Raw genomic sequence first — 17,380 nt, 5'->3', positions numbered from 1 at the left:
TCTCGCCGCAGCCGGTTTGATAGAAAGAACGATCTCATGTGCGATGGCGCACAGGAAAACGGGGGGCGAGGCGCCTCAGCCGGCCGTCTTGTCGAGCTGGGCGAGCAGGGCTTCGAGGCGTTCGCCGACGGGGGCGGAGAGGGAATCGGCGTAGTGGCCGCGCAGGGTCTGGCCGAGGTGCCGCCGCACGGTCGGGCTCAGGGGCGGCGCGTCTGCGGGATCCATCGCCGGGACGGGATCGACGCCGTGGGGCGGCCGCTCGGCTTGCGTCTTGGACATGGCGGCGGATCTCGCGCGGGAGAACTCGAAGGGAGAACTCGGGGCAGACGGGGGCAGGCAGCCTGACGATGGCACCCCTTGGTTAACGAGGTCTCACTGCGCCGGCGGCGCTTGTCGCGAGGTCCTTGCGACGACCGGCGCCGGAACTGGGCCGGCGGGGTGACGTTCCCCGCAACCACCCGAACCCCCGGAGAAACCCGTGCCGCGTCTGTCCGCCGCCCTCGCCGTCCTTCTGCTCGCCGCCTCCCCCGCCCTCGCCCAGACCCAGCCCGGCGAGATCAAGGGCGTGGATGCCATGGGCGACAAATCCCGCAGCGCGCAGGACGGCTGGAGCCAAGCGCCCGTCCCGCGTGAGGAATCCGCCGCGAAGGATGCGCCGAACCCCGGCGGCAAGAGCATCTCGGAGAACAAGGACCGCCCGGTGCCCGCCGCGAGCCCGACCGGCACCTCCGCCACCGACCCGCAGGCGCCGCTCCCGAACCGCGTCCCATCGCCGTCCGGTAACAATCCCGCCAATCCGGCAAAGCAATAAAACCGTCGTCAGTGCAAAGGATTAAGGTCCGACGAAAATCGTGGCGGGGCGCGACGACAAAATCGCGTTCCGTGTCAGCGGACCGCACTTGCCTTGCACGCCGTTCTCTGGGACAGGTTCGAATTATACCAGTTTACACTTGGGGGTGGACATGACGGTCCAGGTCTCCCGGCGCGGCCTGTTAAAGGGTGTCGGCGCCGGTCTTGCAGGAGGGTCCCTCGGGGCCCTCGGCTTCGGCGGGTTGGAACCCGCCATGGCCGCCGCCGTGCGGCCCTTCAAGCTCGCGCAGATGCGCGAGACGCGGAATACCTGCCCCTATTGCTCGGTGGCCTGCGGCGTCATCCTGTACAGCCTGGGCGACCGGTCGAAGAACGCCCGCTCCTCGGTGATGCACATCGAGGGCGATCCGGACCATCCGGTCAACCGCGGCACCCTGTGCCCGAAGGGCTCGGCGCTGCTGGACTTCGTCCACGCCGAGACCCGCACCAAGTACCCGCTCTACCGGGCGCCGGGCACCTCCGAGTTCAAGCGCGTCTCCTGGGACCACGCCCTCGACCGGATCGCCACCCTCCTGAAGGAGGACCGGGACCGGAATTTCGTGGCCAAGAACGGCGACCTCACGGTCAACCGCTGGACCACGACGGGCTTCCTCGGGGCCTCGGCCACCACCAACGAGACCGCTTGGATGACCTACAAGGTCGTCCGAAGCATGGGGGCCCTGGTCTTCGACAACCAGGCCAGAGTTTGACACGGTCCGTCGGTCGCCAGTTTGGCGCCCTCCTTCGGACGCGGTGCGATGACCAACCTTTGGATGGACATCAAGCACGCGGACGTCATCACCGTGATGGGCGGCAATGCCGCCGAAGCTCACCCCTGCGGCTTCAAGTGGGTCGTCGAGGCGAAGGCGCATAACAACGCCAAGCTCATCGTCGTGGACCCGCGCTTCACCCGCACGGCGTCGGTGGCCGATCTCTACTGCCCGATCCGGCAGGGGACGGACATCGCGTTCCTGTCGGGCGTGGCCAAGTACCTGCTCGACAACGACAAGATCCAGCACCGCTACGTCTCGGCGTTCACCAACGCCGGCTACGTCGTGCGTGAGGGCTACGACTTCAGCGAGGGCCTGTTCGCCGGCTACGACGCCGACAAGCGGGATTACGACAAGACCACCTGGGACTACGAGATCGGCCCCGACGGCTACGCCGTGGTCGACGAGACGATGCAGAACCCGCGCTGCGTCATGCAGCTCCTGAAGAAGCACGTCGCGCTCTACACCCCGGAGATGGTCGAGACGATCTGCGGCTCGCCCAAGGAGACCTTCCTGAAGGTCTGCGAGATGATCGCGACCACGTCGTCGCCGGAGCGGGTCATGACCTCGCTCTACGCGCTTGGCTGGACGCACCACTCGAAGGGCTCGCAGAACATCCGCTCGATGTGCATCGTGCAGACGCTGCTCGGGAACATCGGCATGCTCGGCGGCGGCATGAACGCCCTGCGCGGCCACTCCAACATCCAGGGGCTGACCGATATCGGGCTGATGAGCAACCTCATCCCCGGCTATCTCAACATCCCCGTGGAGAAGGAGCCCGACTACGCGAGCTACATCGCCAAGCGGCAGTTCAAGCCGCTGCGTCCGGGACAGACGAGCTACTGGCAGAACTACAACAAGTTCTTCGTCTCGTTCCAGAAGGCGATGTGGGGCGACAAGGCGGCCAAGGAGAACGACTGGGCCTATGACTACCTGCCCAAGCTCGACGTGCCGACCTACGACGTGCTGCGTGGGTTCGAGCTCGCCAAGCAGGGCAAGATGACCGGCTACGTCATCCAGGGCTTCAACCCCCTGCTGTCGTTCCCGAATCGCGCCAAGATGACGGAAGCCTTCTCCAAGATGAAGTTCATCGTGGTGATGGATCCGCTCAAGACCGAGACGGCCCGGTTCTGGGAGAACCACGGCGAGTACAATCCCGTGGATCCGACCCAGATCCAGACCGAGGTGTTCGAACTGCCGACCACCCTGTTCGTCGAGGAGGAGGGCTCCCTCTCCAACTCGTCGCGCTGGCTGCAATGGCACTGGCAGGCGCAGGAAGCCCCCGGTGAGTGCCGCTCGGACATCGACATCATGGCGGAGATCCATCTCCGCATGAAGGCGCTGTACGAGAAGGACGGGGGCGCCTTCCCCGACCCGATCGTCAACCTGACCTGGAACTACGCCGTCGCGGACGCGCCGACGCCGACCGAGCTCGCCCGCGAGCTCAACGGCTACACGGTCGCCCCGACCACCGACCTGAACGGGGCTCCGCTCCCGGCCGGGCGTCAGGTGGACGGCTTCGCCCAGCTCAAGGACGACGGCTCGACGGCCTGCGGCTGCTGGATCTATTCCGGCTGCTACACCGAGAAGGGCAACATGATGGCCCGCCGGGACAACACCGATCCCGGCGACAAGGGCATCGCCCCGAACTGGGCCTTCGCGTGGCCTGCCAACCGGCGGGTGCTCTACAACCGCGCCTCCTGCGATCCCGACGGCAAGCCGTGGTCGGAGAAGAAGAAGCTCATCGAGTGGAACGGCAAGCAGTGGGTCGGCTTCGACGTGCCGGACTACGGCGTGACCGTGGCACCCGATAAGGGCGTCGGTCCGTTCATCCTGAACCAGGAGGGTGTCGCCCGCCTGTGGACCCGGGGTCTCATGCGCGACGGGCCGTTCCCGACGCATTACGAGCCCTTCGAGTCCCCGGTGCAGAACGTCGCCTTCCCGAAGATCAAGGGCGCCCCGGCGGCCCGCATCTTCAAGGACGACCTGGCCGACCTCGGCGACGCGAAGGAGTTCCCCTACGCGGCGACGAGCTACCGCCTGACCGAGCACTTCCACGGCTGGACCAAGCACGCCCGGATCAACGCGATCCTCCAGCCGGAGGCCTTCGTGGAGATCTCGGAAGAGCTGGCCAAGGAGAAGGGCATCACCAAGGGCGGCTGGGTCCGCGTCTGGTCGAAGCGCGGCTCGCTGAAGGCCAAGGCCGTGGTGACGAAGCGGATCAAGCCGCTGATCTGCGACGGCAAGCCCGTCCATGTCGTCGGCATCCCGCAGCACTGGGGCTTCATGGGCCACACCAAGAAGGGATGGCACCCGAACTCGCTGACGCCCGTCGTCGGCGATGCCAACACCGAGACGCCGGAGTTCAAGGCCTGGCTCGTGAACATCGAGCCGACCACTCCGCCCTCGGATGCGGTCGCGTAAGGGGGAGCATGCATCATGGCTGACTACAGCTCCCTCGACATCCGCCAGCGCTCCGCCTCCACGGAGACGCCGCCGGAGATCCGCCGCCAGGTGGAGGTCGCCAAGCTCATCGACGTGTCGAAGTGCATCGGCTGCAAGGCCTGCCAATCGGCCTGCGAGGAGTGGAACGACCTCCGCGACGACGTGGGCGTGAACACGGGGACCTACCAGAACCCGCACGACCTCACGGCCAAGACCTGGACCCTGATGCGGTTCGAGGAATACGAGAATCCTCAGACCAACAACCTCGAATGGCTGATCCGCAAGGACGGCTGCATGCATTGCACGGAGCCGGGCTGCCTCAAGGCGTGCCCGTCCCCGGGCGCCATCGTGCAGTACTCCAACGGCATCGTGGACTTCATCGAGGAGAACTGCATCGGCTGCGGCTATTGCGTGAAGGGTTGCCCCTTCAACATCCCGCGCATCAGCCAGACCGACCACAAGGCGTACAAGTGCACCCTGTGTTCGGACCGGGTGGCGGTGGGTCAGGCTCCGGCCTGCGCCAAGGCCTGCCCGACCGGCTCGATCATGTTCGGCACCAAGCAGGCGATGATCGAGCAGGCGAACTCCCGCATCGACGACTTGAAGTCGCGCGGGTTCGAGCATGCCGGCCTCTACGACCCGGCGGGCGTCGGGGGCACGCACGTCATGTACGTGCTGCACCACAACGACCAGCCGAGCCTCTATGCGGGCCTGCCGAACGATCCGAAGATCTCGCCCCTCGTCGCCTTCTGGAAGGGTGGCGCCAAGGTGTTCGGTCTGGCGGCGATGGGCTTCGCGGCCGTCGCCGGCTTCTTCCACTACGTGACCGCCGGCCCGAACGAAGTGGCGCCGGAGGAAGAGGAAGAGGCGGTCGAGATGGCCGGGTCCCAACGCCGTCAGGACGGCGGCGAGGCACGGCCGCACTGAAGTGACGGGTTTCCAAAGGGCTAGCCCTTTGGTGGGGTGTCGGGGCGAAGCCCCGGCACCTCGCAGGGTTCCACCCTGCACCCGCAAAAGGGATGATCCCTTTTGAAACCCATGATTTCCGGGTGAAGCCGATGACGATCCACACCGACATCCGCGACGGCGAGACCCGTCCGCTCCACCAGGACAAGGGGGGCGCGCCGGAGATCATCTACGTGCCGCGCTACACCGGCCTGCAGCGGGTGAACCACTGGATCACCGCGATCCTGTTCACCCTGCTGACCCTGTCCGGGCTGGCGATGTTCTCGCCCTACCTGTTCTCGCTGACCGGCCTGTTCGGCGGCGGGCAGGCGACGCGCTCGATCCATCCGTGGTTCGGTGTGGCCCTGGCGGTGAGCTTCGTGTTCCTGTTCATCCGCTTCTGGCGGCTCAACATCCCCAACAAGGACGATGTCGAGTGGACCAAGAAGATCGGCGACGTCGTGACCAACCGCGAGGATCGCCTGCCCGAACTCGGCAAGTACAATGCCGGGCAGAAGATGGTGTTCTGGGGCCAGACCGGCCTGATCGCCGTGATGCTCGTCTCGGGCCTCGTGATCTGGAACACCTATTTCGGCGGGCTGACCACCATCGAGACCCAGCGCTGGGCGCTGCTCGCCCACTCGCTGGCGGCGGTCATCGCCATCGCCATCATCGTCGTGCATATCTATGCCGGCATCTGGGTGCGCGGCACCGGCCGGGCGATGGTGCGCGGCACCGTCACCGGCGGCTGGGCCTACAGGCACCACCGCAAGTGGTTCCGCCAGCTCGCGGGCGGCAACGTCCGCAAGGGCCCGGTCGACAAGCGGGGGTCGTAAGGGCCGCCCGTTCGGGGCCTTCGTTCCAGCCCTGCCCCTCATCCTGAGGGGCCGGAGCGAAGCGAAGGCCTCGAAGGAGGGCACCAGACGGCACCGCGATCCCTGGAGCCCTTCGTCGAGGCCGCTGGCGCGGCACCTCAGGATGAGGTGGAGGGTGGGGGGATCAAACAGGCTCTGAAAGGCAGTTCGTCCCGTGGTTCGGTTCTTCAAACGCGGCTCGGCGAAGAATGACGCCGAGCCTGCCCCCGTCGCAAAGAAGTCGTTCGACGAGATCAAGCCCGATCCCGACAAGATCGGCATTTCCGGCTCCGTGCCCTTCGTGCGCCTGCCGGAGCCGGGATCGCTGTTCAAGGCCCGTTCGGAACGCCTGCTGGCCCTGGCCCCCGGCCACACGCTGGAGGCTTATCTGCGCCTCGTGGCCGAGATCGCCCGCGCGCAAGCCGTGGTCGAGGCCGAGCGCGCGGCCGCCGGCTGGGACGTCGCCGATCCCGACGAGGCCGGGCGGGCCCTGCGCGTCGAGCACGGCATGCCGCCCCTCTCCCGCCACGTCATCGAGGCCGACCCGAGCTTTCACGCCGGCCTGGACGGCCTGCTCGACGCCCTGGACCTCTCCGCCGCGCCGGACCAGGTCCGCGCGGCGCGCGACGGCCTGCGCGCGGCCTCGAAAGAGGACCGGCTCGATCTCGCGGTGCAGGTCTTCGAGGGCGCGATTCCCGTCGAGCGGGTGGCGGAATGCCTGTTCGTCTCGGCGGCGCTGCAGGTCTGCCTCGCCCGCCGGGCGGCCCGGCTCGACGCCAAGGCGTTGAAGCCGGTGGCGGACGGCGTCTGCCCCTGCTGCGGCGGCGCACCGACGGCGAGCGTCGTCGTGTCCTGGACGCCGGCCGACAAGGCCCGCTACCTCAGCTGCTCCCTCTGCGGCACCCTGTGGAACCACGTCCGCATCCGCTGCACCGCCTGCGGCGACGGCGAGGGCGTGAGCTATTACGGGCTCGACGAGGTGGCCAAGGACGTGCAGGTCGAGACCTGCACCACCTGCCACAGCTACCTGAAGCACCTGCACCAGCACCGGACGCCGGACCTCGATCCGGTCGCCGACGACATCGCCTCCTACGGGCTCGATCTGAAGATCACCGAGGAGGGCTTCCGGCGCGCGGGCCTGAACCTGCTGTTCGTGGTGTGAGCCGGGCCTACCGGTAGCCGTAGCGCGACTTGGCGGCGGCGAGCAGGCCGCGCGCCTCGCCCTCGCGGCCGGCGCTGCAGGCGTCGGCGGCCCGCGCGAGGTCGGCGTCGAAACGGTCGCCCACCGCCTTGTTCAGGTTCTCCGTGGCCACGTCGCTGGCGACGATCGCGCGGGTGCGGGCGATCTCCGGGCCGCAGCCCGTGCCGGCCGGCAGGACCGGCGGGGCGGGCGGGCCACCCACGGGCACGATGGGCTCGCGCACCTTCGGCTGCGACTGGCAGGCCCCGAGGGCGGCGACGGAGACGAGGACGAGGCAGAGACGGGACGCGGCCACGGCGGGGCTTCCTTCGCGCCGGGACCCTCCGGCGAGCCGGAGGGTTTTGGGCCGAGCGTGGCCGTGGGTCAATCCAAGGTCACGCTCTTGTTTGGCGACTACTTGGACTTCTCGTCCAGGGCCTTCAGGCCGGAATCGTAGATCCCCTGGACCGCATCCTTGGCCACGGTGTCCGGGGCGCCCTTGGCGTTGAAGGTGCCGCTCCACGTCACCTTGGAGCCCGACCCGTCTGGGGCGACCGAGAGCGTCGACTTGTAGTCGGAGACCGGCAGCGGGCTCTCCAGGATCGTGTAGGTGTAGCTCATCACCTTGTCGTCGCGGGAGACCTGCTCCTCCTTGATCGTGCCGCCACCCTTGAGGTTCAGCAGGCGGACCTTCTTGCCGTCCATCTCGGAGGGCGTGCACTTCTCGACGGCCGGGTGCCAGTTGCCGATGCCGCAGAAGTCGCCGATCGTCTGCCAGACCTTGGCCGGGGGCGCCGCGATGGTGGTCGACCGCTCCAGGTCGATCGCGTGGGCCGGGGCGGCGGCGGTGAAGGCGAGGGCCGCGATCGCGAGGGTGCGACGGTTGAGGATGGACATAGCGGGCAGTCTCCGTCCGTTTGTGTCAGCGCGGCTCAGGCCGCGGGGGCTTTCTCTGGCCGGGCGTGACGTAGGCGTATTCTCCGCTCCGGCAATGGGGGCACGGGCGATCCGCGCCGTTGGGCGTTCCGCCGCGGCCCGATTCCCGGTATGGGATCGGTTTCCGAACGCTTCCGAACCCCGGACATCATGGCCGCCGCCCCGCCCGCCCTCACCCTCGACCCCGGCCTGATCGAGGCCGCCGCCACCGCCGCCGCGTGGCCCTTCGAGGAGGCGCGCAAGCTCGTCGCCCGGCTGGAGAAACTGGGCAGGAACGAGGTGCTGTTCGAGACCGGCTACGGCCCCTCGGGCCTGCCGCATATCGGCACCTTCGGCGAGGTGGCCCGCACCTCCATGGTGCGCCACGCCTTCCGCGTGCTGACCCGCGACAGCGTGCCGACCCGGCTGATCGCCTTCTCGGACGACATGGACGGCCTGCGCAAGGTGCCGGACAACGTGCCGAACCGCGAATTGCTCGCCGCCCACCTCAACCAGCCGCTGACCAAGGTGCCCGACCCGTTCGGCACCCATGACAGCTTCGGCGCCCACAACAACGCGGAACTCCGCCGCTTCCTCGACGCCTTCGGGTTCGCCTACGAGTTCCGCTCGGCCACCGAGTGCTACCGCGCCGGCCTGTTCGACCAGACGCTCCTGCGGGTGCTGGAGCGCTACGACGCGGTGATGGAGATCATGCTCCCCTCGCTGCGGGCCGAGCGCTCGGCGAGCTACTCGCCGTTCCTGCCGCTCCACCCCGTCACCGGCCATGTGATGCAGGTGCCGATCGATGAGGTGCGGGCCGACAAGGGCACCATCGTCTGGCGCGACCCGGCGACGGCTGAGGCCTACGAGACGCCCGTCACCGGGGGCCATGCCAAGCTGCAATGGAAGCCCGACTGGGCGATGCGCTGGGTGGCGCTCGGCGTCGATTACGAGATGGCCGGCAAGGACCTGATCGACTCGGTCAAGCTCTCGGCCAAGATCGCGAAGGCGCTCGGCGGCGAGCCGCCGGACGGCTTCAATTACGAACTCTTCCTGGATGAAAAAGGCCAGAAGATCTCGAAGTCGAAGGGCAACGGCCTGACCATCGACGAGTGGCTGAAGTACGGCACGCCGGATTCCCTGGCGCTGTTCATGTACGCCAAGCCGCGCGAGGCCAAGCGCCTGTTCTTCGACGTGATCCCCCGCCACGTGGACGAGTATATCGGCTTCCTCGACCGCTATGCGGGGCAGGACCCGAAGAACCGCCTCGGCAACCCGGTCTGGCACCTCCATGCCGGCGATCCGCCGGAGCCGGAGAAGGTCGAGGGCGCGAGCCTGACCTTCGCGATGCTCCTCAACCTCGCGGCGGTGGCCAACACCGAGGATCCGGCGGTGCTGTGGGGCTTCATCCGCCGCTACGCGCCGGGTGTCGGGCCGCAGACCCATCCGGGCCTCGACCGGCTGGTCGGCCACGCCCTCAAGTACTTTTCGGATTTCGTCCGCCCGGCCAAGACCTACCGCGAGCCGACGCCGGAGGAGCGCGCGGCCTTGGAGGACCTGCACGCCGTGCTCGCCGAGCACGCCGGCTCCACCGATCCGGAGGCGCTGCAGGCGGCGGTCTACGAGGTCGGGCGGCGGCACTTCCCCGACCTGTCGGGCAAGGCCAAGAGTCCGGACGGACGCCCCGGCGTGTCGCAGGCGTGGTTCACGACCCTGTACAACGTGCTGTTCGGCGAGGCGCGCGGCCCGCGCTTTGGCTCCTTCGTCGCCCTCTACGGCGTCGAGGAGACCCGCGCCCTGATCGCCAAGGCCTTGTCGGGGGAGTTGATCGCGGAGCACCAAGTCTTCCTGGGTGGTTCACGCACGACAACTTGATCAACCAGCCGCGGACTTCCCGCCGTACTCGCCTGTTGTCACGACGCTGCGCCTAAAGGCCAGTATCACGACGGGAGGAACGGAATGCGCGGCATCGGCTGCATCGGCCTCGTGTGCCTGCTGGCGGGCGCCCTGCCCGCCCTCGCGGCGACCCCGGCGGACCCGTCCGGCGGGGCGGATCTCAAGAGCCTCGGCTCGACCCAGCCGGCCAAGGTCCAGGACGGGCAATACACCGACAAGAACGGCGACCCGACCTACCACGTCACCGACGGCGGCAAGAAGGTCGATTGGTACACGATGTCGGGCTACCTCCGGTACAACGCCAACTGCATCGTCTGCCACGGCCCGGACGGCATGGGCTCGACCTACGCGCCCTCCCTGGTCGATGCCCTGAAGGGCATGGACTACGCGCATTTCGCCGGCATCATCGTTGGCGGCAAGAAGGACGTGAACGCCTCCCAGGAGCTGGTCATGCCGGCCTTCGGCGATAACCGGAACGTCATGTGCTACATGCCCGGCATCTACACCTACCTTCGCGCCAGGGCCGAGGGCGCGGTCGGCCGCAACCGGCCCCCCGAGCACGAGCCCAAGCCCGCCGCCTTCACCAAGGCGGAGGACGAGTGCATGAAGTGACGTCGGCGATTGAGCCGTTACGGGGCCTTCGGAGGACTCCTCCTGAGCGATCCCTGGAAGTCTCCTTCGAGGCTGCTTCGCAGCACCTCAGGATGAGGTGGAGGGTGGGCTCGGGACCGAGATCCGAAATCCGCGTAAGGGGGTGACGAACGACGTCACCCCACCAGGGCCAGATCCTGCATCTCGGTCTCGGGGATGACGTCCACCTCGACCTTGAGGCGCTGGCGGCCGGAGCTGCTGACGATACCGTCGATGGGGGCGACGTCGTTGTAGTCGCGGCCCCGCGCCACCACGATGTGGTCGTCCTGCACGGCGCAGGCATTGGTCGGATCGAGGCCGTGCCACATCTGCCCGCACCACACCGCCACCCAGGCATGGCTCGCGTCGGCGCCGCGCAGGCGCGGGCGGCCGGGCGGGGGCACCGTGCGGAGATAGCCGCTGACATAGGCCGCCGGCAGGCCCATGCCGCGCAGGGCCGCGATCATCACGTGGGCGAAGTCCTGGCAGACGCCGGCCCGGCCGGCGAAGGCCTCGGCGATCGGCGTGTGGACGTTGGTCGCCTTCGCGTCGAAGCGGAAGTCGGCGCGGATGCGCAGCATCAAGTCGTGGGCCGCGCCGTAGGCGCTGCGGCCGGGGGTGAAGCTCGGCCGGGCGTAGTCCGTGATCGCCGCGAGGATCGGCGCCCGGTCGCTCGGGTACAGGAAGTGGATCGGCGCCCGTCCCCCGATGTCGCGGGCGGCCACCGCCCCGTCGCGGACGCTCTCCCAGCCCAGGCCCTCCTCCGGCGCGGGCGGCGGCAGGCGCTCCACCCGCACCGTGGACAGGGCCTCGACGCTGAAGCTCGTATGCGGCGCCTCCAGGGTGATCGCCACCGATTCGATGCCGAAATAGTCCCGCCGGGTCACGGCACGGGTCGGGCTCGGGTCGATGGTGACGGCGCTCGCCAGCACGCTCTGCCCCTCCCCGTCCGCCGGCTTGAGGCGCAGCGAGCAGCGGGCGAAGCTCACGGCCCGGCCGTAGCGGTAGGTGGTGCGGTGGCGCAGGGTGTAGATCATGCCGCGCCCGCGAATCCGGTGAGAGGGGCGGCCATCAGGCGAGGCCCGTCAGCTTCTCCTGACGGGGCGCGTGCGGCCAGGTCGGGAAATAGCGGGTGGCGATGCCGTCGGCGAGGCGTTCCAGGTCGGTGCCGAGGGCGGCGAGGCGCACCGCGTCGAAATCCGCCGCCTCCCCCGCCCGCAGGTCGCCGAGGATCCGCCCCGCCAGCCGGCAATGGGGCTCGGGGATGCCGTCCGCCGAGAGGGCGGGCAGTTCCGAGAGGTGGCGGACGATGGCCTCCATCTGGAAGGCGATCGAGCGCGGGTTGTAGGGGTCGAGGAGCACCATGTCCCGCACGGGGTCCAGGGCGGCGCCCTGCATGTAGCGGCGGCCGTAGCTGATCTGCGAATCCGCCAGCGCCAGCATCGTCCCGAGGCAGCCCGGCGTCGCCTCGTCGTTGGCGAAGGCCAGCGCGAAGGTGCAGGTGTTGATCGCCCGCTCGATCCGCCGGCCGAGTTCGGCGAAGTGCCAGCCCTCGGCCCGGCTGGTGTTCTCGTGGGCGAGCCCCGCCAGCGCCGCGAGGTGGCTGAGCGTCCGCTCGGCCCGCGTGGCGAGCTGCGATTCCGTGAAGGCGCGCTCCATGTCGAGGGAGAGCAGCTCCGACAGGTCGGCCAGCACCCGCCAGAGCTCGCCGGACAGGCGCGCCCGCAGGGCGGCGGCGTTGCGGCGGGCGGAGGTGACGTGCGCCCGCGCCGAGCCCGGCTGGTCGCGCCCGCACAGGGCCTCCTGCGCCAGGGCGGCGGTGGGCAGGTCGGCGGCGCCGACGCAGGCCCATTCGACGAGGAGGGCGCGGATCGCCAGGGCGGCGGGGGCGTCCGGCGAGCCGGAGATGTCGGCCCCCACCGCGTCGCCGAAGCTGCGCAGATGCGCCAGGGTCAGGCGGGTGATGGCCTCCGCGCGCTCGGCGTAGCGCCCGAACCAGAACAGCTCGTCCGCCGCCCGCGCCGGGAGATGGCCCCCGATGCGCCGCACCCGGGGCGCCGCGTGCGAGCCGATGACCGGCGTGGCGATGGGCTCGTCGGACAGGACCCACACATCCGCCGAGCGGATGCCGAGGCGCAGTTCAAGGGGGTCGATGTTGTCCCGCTCGGCCATCCGGCAGAACCCGCCGGGCATCACCGTCCAGCCGGCGGCGGTGCGCGCCGCGAAGACGCGCATCACGAAGGGGCGCGGTACGAGGTAGAGCCCGTCCGGGCCCCGCTCCCAGCCCGGCATGGTCGAGAACGGCGCGGGCTCCTGGGCGACGGTGTCGAAGGGGCGGTCGCGCAGGGCGTCCACCACCGCCGCCCGGCCGGCGGCCAGCGCCGAGGGGGCCAGCAGCGCGTCGCGCCCGGCCCCGCGCTGGGGCGTCGCGGCGGGGCGCAGGATCAGGTTGTCGAGGTTGGCCTGGACATGGGCGAGCCCTTCGAGGTCGCCGCACCACCACGCCCTGGGATGGGACAGGCGCAGGGGCTCGCCGAGCAGCCGCTGGCACAGGCCCTCGAGATAGGGCGTCAGCGCCGCCGACTCCACGAGGCCCGAGCCCGGCATGTTGGCCATCACCAGGGAGCCGTTGCGCAGGGCGTCGAGCACCCCCGGCACCCCGAGGCGCGAGGTGGCGCTGAGTTCCAGCGGATCGAGATAGTCCGCGTCGATCCGGCGCCACAGGGCGTCGGCGCGCTTGAGGCCGGAGACGGTGCGGACATGCAGCCGCCCGTCCTGCATCACGAGGTCGTCGCCCTCCACCAGCATCAGGCCGAGATAGCGGGCGAGCGCCGCCTGCTCGACATAGGTCGAGCTGTAGGGGCCCGAGGTCAGCAGGCAGATGCGCGGGTCGGCCCGCTCGGCGCCGAGCGCCAGCCCCTCCCGGAACGCCTGGAAGAAGCCGGGCAGGCGCTCGACATGCAGGTCCTGGAAGAAATCCGGGAAGGTCCGGGCGAGGACCATGCGGTTCTCCAGCGCCCAGCCGAGGCCCGAGGGGGCCTGCGTCCGGTCGGCCAGCACCTGCCAGCGCCCGTCCGGGCCCCGCCCGAGATCGGCCGCGTAGAGCCGCAGGTGGTGGCCGCCGGGCGGCGACACGCCGTGGAGCGGATGCAGGAAGTCCGGGCTGCCGGCCACGATGGCGGCGGGCAGGTGCCCGGTGGCGACGAGGTCCCCCGGCCCGTAGACGTCGGTGAGGATCGCTTCCATCAGCTCGGCGCGCTGGATGAGGCCGGCGCGCAGGTCGCGCCACTCGCCCGCCTCGATCACCAGGGGCATGGAGCCGAGCGGCCAGGGATGCTCCCGCTGGTCCCCCGCGATGCGGAAGGAGATGCCCGCGTCGCGGATATGGCGCTCCGCCGAGACGAAGCGGGCCATGATCTCGGCCTCGGGCAGGCCCCCGAGGCGTTCGAGCAGCCGCCTCCAGACCGCCCGGTGCTGCCCGTCCGGCCCGATGAACTCGTCGGGCAGGCCGGGCTGCGGGCGATAGGAGGCGGTCCAGCGCGCGACCCGCTGCGCCGGACTCTCGCCCGGCTCGATGCCGATCGCGAGCGCCGCGCTCATCGGGGCGCGGGTGTCCGCAGGTCGAGGGTCAGGGGGAACTCGGCGTTCCCCTCCTCGGCCGGCATGGCGACGCGGCCCGGCGTGTGGCCGTTCGGCTGGAACCGGGCGAGGCGGCGCCCCTCGGCCTCGTAGGCGTTGACGGGATGGGTCTCGTAGTTGCGCCCGCCCGGATGGGCGACATGGTAGCGGCAGCCGCCCAGCGAGCGCCCGCTCCAGGTGTCCAGGATGTCGAAGGTGAGCGGCGAGTGGGCGGGGATCGCGGGGTGCAGCGACGAGGCCGGCTGCCACGCCTTGAAGCGCAGGCCCGCCACCGCCTCCCCGGCCCGGCCGGTGCTCGTCATGGGCAGGCGGCGGCCGTTGCACGCGACGACGTGCCGGCCGGGGACGAAGCCCTCGACCTTGACCTGCAGCCGCTCGACCGAACTGTCGACGAAGCGCACGGTGCCCCCGCTCGTCCCTTCCTCGCCCATCACGTGCCACGGCTCCAGGGCCTGGCGCAGTTCGAGGCGCACCCCGCCCTGCTCCACGGCGCCGAAGACCGGGAAGCGGAACAGGGCCTGCGCCTCGAACGCCGTGGGATCGAAATCGTAGCCCGCCCCGCGCAGGTCTGCCAGCACGTCGAGGAAGTCCGCCCAGAGGAAATGGGGGAGCATGAAGCGATCGTGCAGGCTCGTGCCCCAGCGGACACAGCCCCCCTGCTGCGGCTCCCGCCACAGCCACGCGACCAGCGCGCGTAACAACAATTGCTGCGCGAGGGACATGCGCGCATCCGGCGGCATCTCGAAGGCGCGGAACTCCAGGAGGCCGAGGCGGCCGGTGGGGCCGTCCGGCGAGTAGAGCTTGTCGATGCAGATCTCGGCGCGGTGGGTGTTGCCGGTGACGTCGATCAGGATGTTGCGGAACAGCCGGTCGACCAGCCAGCGGGGGATGTTGGGGGTGTCGGGCGCCGGCACCTGCGCCAGGGCGATCTCCAACTCGTAGAGGCCGTCGTGGCGGCCCTCGTCGATGCGCGGCGCCTGGCTCGTCGGGCCGATGTAGAGGCCGGAGAACAGGTAGGACAAAGCCGGATGGCGCTGCCAGTAGAGCACGATGCTCTTGAGCAGGTCCGGCCGCCGCAGGAACGGCGAATCGTCCGGCGTGACGCCCCCGAGGACCACGTGGTTGCCGCCGCCCGTGCCGGTGTGGCGGCCGTCCGTCATGAACTTCTCGGCGCCCAGCCGGGTCTGGCGGGCTTCCTCGTAGAGGTGGGTGGTGATGTCCACCGCCTCCCGCCAGGAGGCGGCGGGGTGGACGTTGATCTCGATGACGCCGGGATCGGGCGTGACCTTGATGAGCGACAGGCGCGGATCGAAGGGCGGCTCGTAGCCCTCCACATGGATCGGCTGCTTCAGGTCGGCCGCCACGGCTTCGAGATGCGCCACGAGTTCGAGGTACTCGTCCGCCCGCTGGGTCGGGGGCATGAACACCCGGATCACCCCGTCGCGGGGCTCGACGGCGAGCGCCGTGCGCACGGCGACGCCGCTGATGCCCCCGCCGTTGGCATGCGTCGCGGGCTTGCCCTCCGGCAGGGCGCCGCGGTCCTCCAGCGGGTCCTGCGGCTGGTAATAGGGGTAGTGCTCCGGCGGCACGTAGGGCAGCGAGGAGAGCGGCAGCCGGTAGCCCACGGGGGAATCGCCCGGCACGAGATGGGCGTGGCCGCGCCCGAACTCCCAGGCCTCCGAGATCCAGACGCGGTCGGCATCGCCGTCCTTGCCGGTGGGCAGGCTCGCCAGCGGCAGCACGTAGCCCGCCGCCTCCCCGAGGCCGCGCTCGTAGACCCGCTTGATCCGGGCGTCGAACTCGACGGATCCCGAGGTCGCCGCCGCGACCGTGACGTTCACGGCCAGTTCGGCGCGCTTCTTCTCCCAGATCTCCCCGTCCTCGAAGGCGGGGAAGACGAAGCGTTCGAGGCCGAGCCGGGCGGCGAGCGCCTCCGCGAAGGCCTTGGCCTGGGTGATCGTCGCCGTGCCGGTCCCGCCCTCGGGGGCGATCAGGGCGGCGTCGCGCCAGACCGGCTTGCCGTCCTTGCGCCAGTAGAGGGCGAAGGCCCAGCGCGGCAGGCTCTCGCCGGGGTACCACTTGCCCTGGCCGTAATGGAGCAGGCCCCCCGGCCCGAAGCGGTCGCGAAGCCGCCGGATCAGCTGGTCGGCCAAGCCGCGCTTGGTCGGGCCGACGGCGGAGATGTTCCACTCGGGCGCCTCGAAATCGTCGATCGAGACGAAGGTGGGCTCGCCGCCCATGGTCAGGCGGACGTCCTGCTTGGCGAGGTCGGCATCGACCGCTTCGCCGAGCCGGTCCATCGCCGTCCAGACATCCTCGGAATAGGGCTTCGTCACCCGCGGCGCCTCGGCCACGCGGCTGAGGCTCATCGCGAAGTCGAAGGTCGTCTCGGCGGGCTCCGCGAGGCCGGAGATCGGCGCGGCCGAGCGGTAATGCGGCGTGGCGGCCAGCGGGATGTGCCCCTCCCCCGTGAGCAGGCCGGAGGTGGCGTCCATGCCGACCCAGCCGGCGCCGGGGATGTAGACCTCCGCCCAGGCATGGAGGTCGGTGAAGTCCTTGGAGGCGCCGGTCGGGCCGTCGACGGCGGTGGTGTCGGGCACGAGCTGGATCAGGTAGCCGGAGACGAACCGGGCCGCGAGGCCGATCCGGCGCAGCACCTGCACCAGCAGCCACGCCGAATCGCGGCAGGAGCCGCTCTTCAGGGTCAGGGTCTCGGCGGGGGTCTGCACCCCCGGCTCCATCCGCACGCCGTAGGCGATCTCGCCCGCGATGAGCGCGTTGAGGGCCACGAGGAACAGGACGGTGTTGGTCTCCGCCGGCAGGCGGGCGAGCAGCGCCTCGATCTCCGGCCCGTCCGCATCGACGGGGACGAGATAGGGGGCGAGTTCCTCGCGCAGGTCCGGGTCGTAGGCGAAGCCGCGCGTCTGGGCGTAATCCTCGACGAAGAAGTCGAACGGGTTGATCACCGCCATCTCGGCGGTGAGATCGACCTCGATCCGCAGCTCGTCGGTCTTCTCGGGGAAGACGAGGCGGGCGAGCCAGTTGCCGCTCGGATCCTGCTGCCAGTTGATGAAGTGGTTCTGCGGCGTGACCTTCAGGGCGTAGGCGGGCACCTGTGTGCGCGCATGCGGCGCCGGTCGCAGGCGGATCACCTGGGGGCCGAGCCCGATCGGCCGGTCGTAGCGGTAATGCGTGACATGGTGCAGGGCGACTTTGATCGACACGGGGGCTCCGTCACACAGGATGTCGCACACAGG

At 69.9% G+C, this 17,380-nt stretch carries 13 protein-coding genes; 7 read left to right on the top strand and 6 right to left on the bottom strand.

Features of this window, described 5'->3' with window-relative positions; translation table 11 throughout:
* Positions 1-75: 75 nt before the first annotated feature.
* The gene (locus tag ACXJ1Y_RS05380; RefSeq protein WP_463849102.1) at positions 76-279 is read right to left on the bottom strand and encodes a NepR family anti-sigma factor; all 204 of its coding nucleotides are present in this window, start codon (positions 277-279) and stop codon (positions 76-78) included.
* Between the two features lie 199 nt (positions 280-478).
* On the opposite strand from ACXJ1Y_RS05380, the gene ACXJ1Y_RS05375 reads away from it, so the two are divergent.
* The 5 genes from ACXJ1Y_RS05375 to fdhE all read left to right on the top strand — a co-directional run bounded on the left by ACXJ1Y_RS05375 (position 479) and on the right by fdhE (position 7,025).
* The gene (locus ACXJ1Y_RS05375) at positions 479-811 is read left to right on the top strand and encodes a hypothetical protein (RefSeq protein ID WP_463849101.1); all 333 of its coding nucleotides are present in this window, start codon (positions 479-481) and stop codon (positions 809-811) included.
* Positions 812-962: 151 nt separating this feature from the next.
* Complete coding sequence (gene fdnG, locus ACXJ1Y_RS05370; protein ID WP_463849100.1) at positions 963-4,043, top strand: formate dehydrogenase-N subunit alpha; 3,081 nt, start codon at positions 963-965, stop codon at positions 4,041-4,043.
* Between the two features lie 15 nt (positions 4,044-4,058).
* Positions 4,059-4,991, top strand: coding sequence for a formate dehydrogenase subunit beta (fdxH, locus tag ACXJ1Y_RS05365; protein ID WP_463849099.1), 933 nt, complete (start codon positions 4,059-4,061; stop codon positions 4,989-4,991).
* 131 nt (positions 4,992-5,122) lie between these two features.
* Positions 5,123-5,845 carry a formate dehydrogenase subunit gamma gene (locus ACXJ1Y_RS05360; RefSeq protein ID WP_463849098.1) on the top strand — a complete coding sequence of 241 codons (723 nt, stop codon included), beginning with the start codon at positions 5,123-5,125 and terminating at the stop codon, positions 5,843-5,845.
* A gap of 193 nt (positions 5,846-6,038) precedes the next feature.
* Entirely contained in the window at positions 6,039-7,025 is a 987-nt protein-coding gene (gene fdhE / locus ACXJ1Y_RS05355) for a formate dehydrogenase accessory protein FdhE (RefSeq protein ID WP_463849097.1), read from the top strand.
* 7 nt (positions 7,026-7,032) lie between these two features.
* Here the strand turns inward: fdhE and ACXJ1Y_RS05350 are convergent, their stop codons facing one another.
* Positions 7,033-7,359, bottom strand: a complete 327-nt coding sequence (locus ACXJ1Y_RS05350; protein ID WP_463849096.1) for a hypothetical protein — start codon at positions 7,357-7,359, stop codon at positions 7,033-7,035.
* A 98-nt stretch (positions 7,360-7,457) separates the two neighbouring features.
* Positions 7,458-7,940 carry an SRPBCC family protein gene (locus ACXJ1Y_RS05345; protein WP_463849095.1) on the bottom strand — a complete coding sequence of 161 codons (483 nt, stop codon included), beginning with the start codon at positions 7,938-7,940 and terminating at the stop codon, positions 7,458-7,460.
* Between the two features lie 189 nt (positions 7,941-8,129).
* On the opposite strand from ACXJ1Y_RS05345, the gene ACXJ1Y_RS05340 reads away from it, so the two are divergent.
* Together ACXJ1Y_RS05340 and ACXJ1Y_RS05335 are read left to right on the top strand one after the other, a co-directional pair.
* Entirely contained in the window at positions 8,130-9,833 is a 1,704-nt protein-coding gene (locus tag ACXJ1Y_RS05340) for a lysine--tRNA ligase (protein WP_463849094.1), read from the top strand.
* 84 nt (positions 9,834-9,917) lie between these two features.
* A complete protein-coding gene (locus ACXJ1Y_RS05335; RefSeq protein WP_243951967.1) occupies positions 9,918-10,466 on the top strand; it encodes a c-type cytochrome, methanol metabolism-related in 549 nt (182 codons plus the stop codon).
* Positions 10,467-10,621: 155 nt separating this feature from the next.
* Here the strand turns inward: ACXJ1Y_RS05335 and ACXJ1Y_RS05330 are convergent, their stop codons facing one another.
* From ACXJ1Y_RS05330 to ACXJ1Y_RS05320, 3 genes are read right to left on the bottom strand one after another with little or no spacing between them, the layout of a single operon-like run.
* The gene (locus ACXJ1Y_RS05330) at positions 10,622-11,521 is read right to left on the bottom strand and encodes a transglutaminase family protein (RefSeq protein ID WP_463849093.1); all 900 of its coding nucleotides are present in this window, start codon (positions 11,519-11,521) and stop codon (positions 10,622-10,624) included.
* A 34-nt stretch (positions 11,522-11,555) separates the two neighbouring features.
* Positions 11,556-14,084 carry a circularly permuted type 2 ATP-grasp protein gene (locus tag ACXJ1Y_RS05325; RefSeq protein WP_463849092.1) on the bottom strand — a complete coding sequence of 843 codons (2,529 nt, stop codon included), beginning with the start codon at positions 14,082-14,084 and terminating at the stop codon, positions 11,556-11,558.
* Positions 14,081-17,347, bottom strand: coding sequence for a transglutaminase family protein (locus tag ACXJ1Y_RS05320; protein WP_463849091.1), 3,267 nt, complete (start codon positions 17,345-17,347; stop codon positions 14,081-14,083). Before ACXJ1Y_RS05320 ends, ACXJ1Y_RS05325 begins: the two co-directional genes overlap by 4 nt.
* Positions 17,348-17,380: the final 33 nt, after the last annotated feature.

It is taken from the genome of Methylobacterium sp. TK26, assembly GCF_055361565.1.
This window is presented reverse-complemented; position numbering and strand designations above follow the sequence as displayed.

What these genes read in the sequence shown, in the direction of transcription:
- ACXJ1Y_RS05380 (WP_463849102.1), bottom strand. Translation starts at nt 279, where the DNA reads ATGTCCAAGACGCAAGCCGAGCGGCCGCCCCACGGCGTCGATCCCGTC.
- fdxH (WP_463849099.1), top strand. Translation starts at nt 4,059, where the DNA reads ATGGCTGACTACAGCTCCCTCGACATCCGCCAGCGCTCCGCCTCCACG.
- ACXJ1Y_RS05360 (WP_463849098.1), top strand. Translation starts at nt 5,123, where the DNA reads ATGACGATCCACACCGACATCCGCGACGGCGAGACCCGTCCGCTCCAC.
- ACXJ1Y_RS05345 (WP_463849095.1), bottom strand. Translation starts at nt 7,940, where the DNA reads ATGTCCATCCTCAACCGTCGCACCCTCGCGATCGCGGCCCTCGCCTTC.
- ACXJ1Y_RS05340 (WP_463849094.1), top strand. Translation starts at nt 8,130, where the DNA reads ATGGCCGCCGCCCCGCCCGCCCTCACCCTCGACCCCGGCCTGATCGAG.
- ACXJ1Y_RS05335 (WP_243951967.1), top strand. Translation starts at nt 9,918, where the DNA reads ATGCGCGGCATCGGCTGCATCGGCCTCGTGTGCCTGCTGGCGGGCGCC.
- ACXJ1Y_RS05330 (WP_463849093.1), bottom strand. Translation starts at nt 11,521, where the DNA reads ATGATCTACACCCTGCGCCACCGCACCACCTACCGCTACGGCCGGGCC.
- ACXJ1Y_RS05325 (WP_463849092.1), bottom strand. Translation starts at nt 14,084, where the DNA reads ATGAGCGCGGCGCTCGCGATCGGCATCGAGCCGGGCGAGAGTCCGGCG.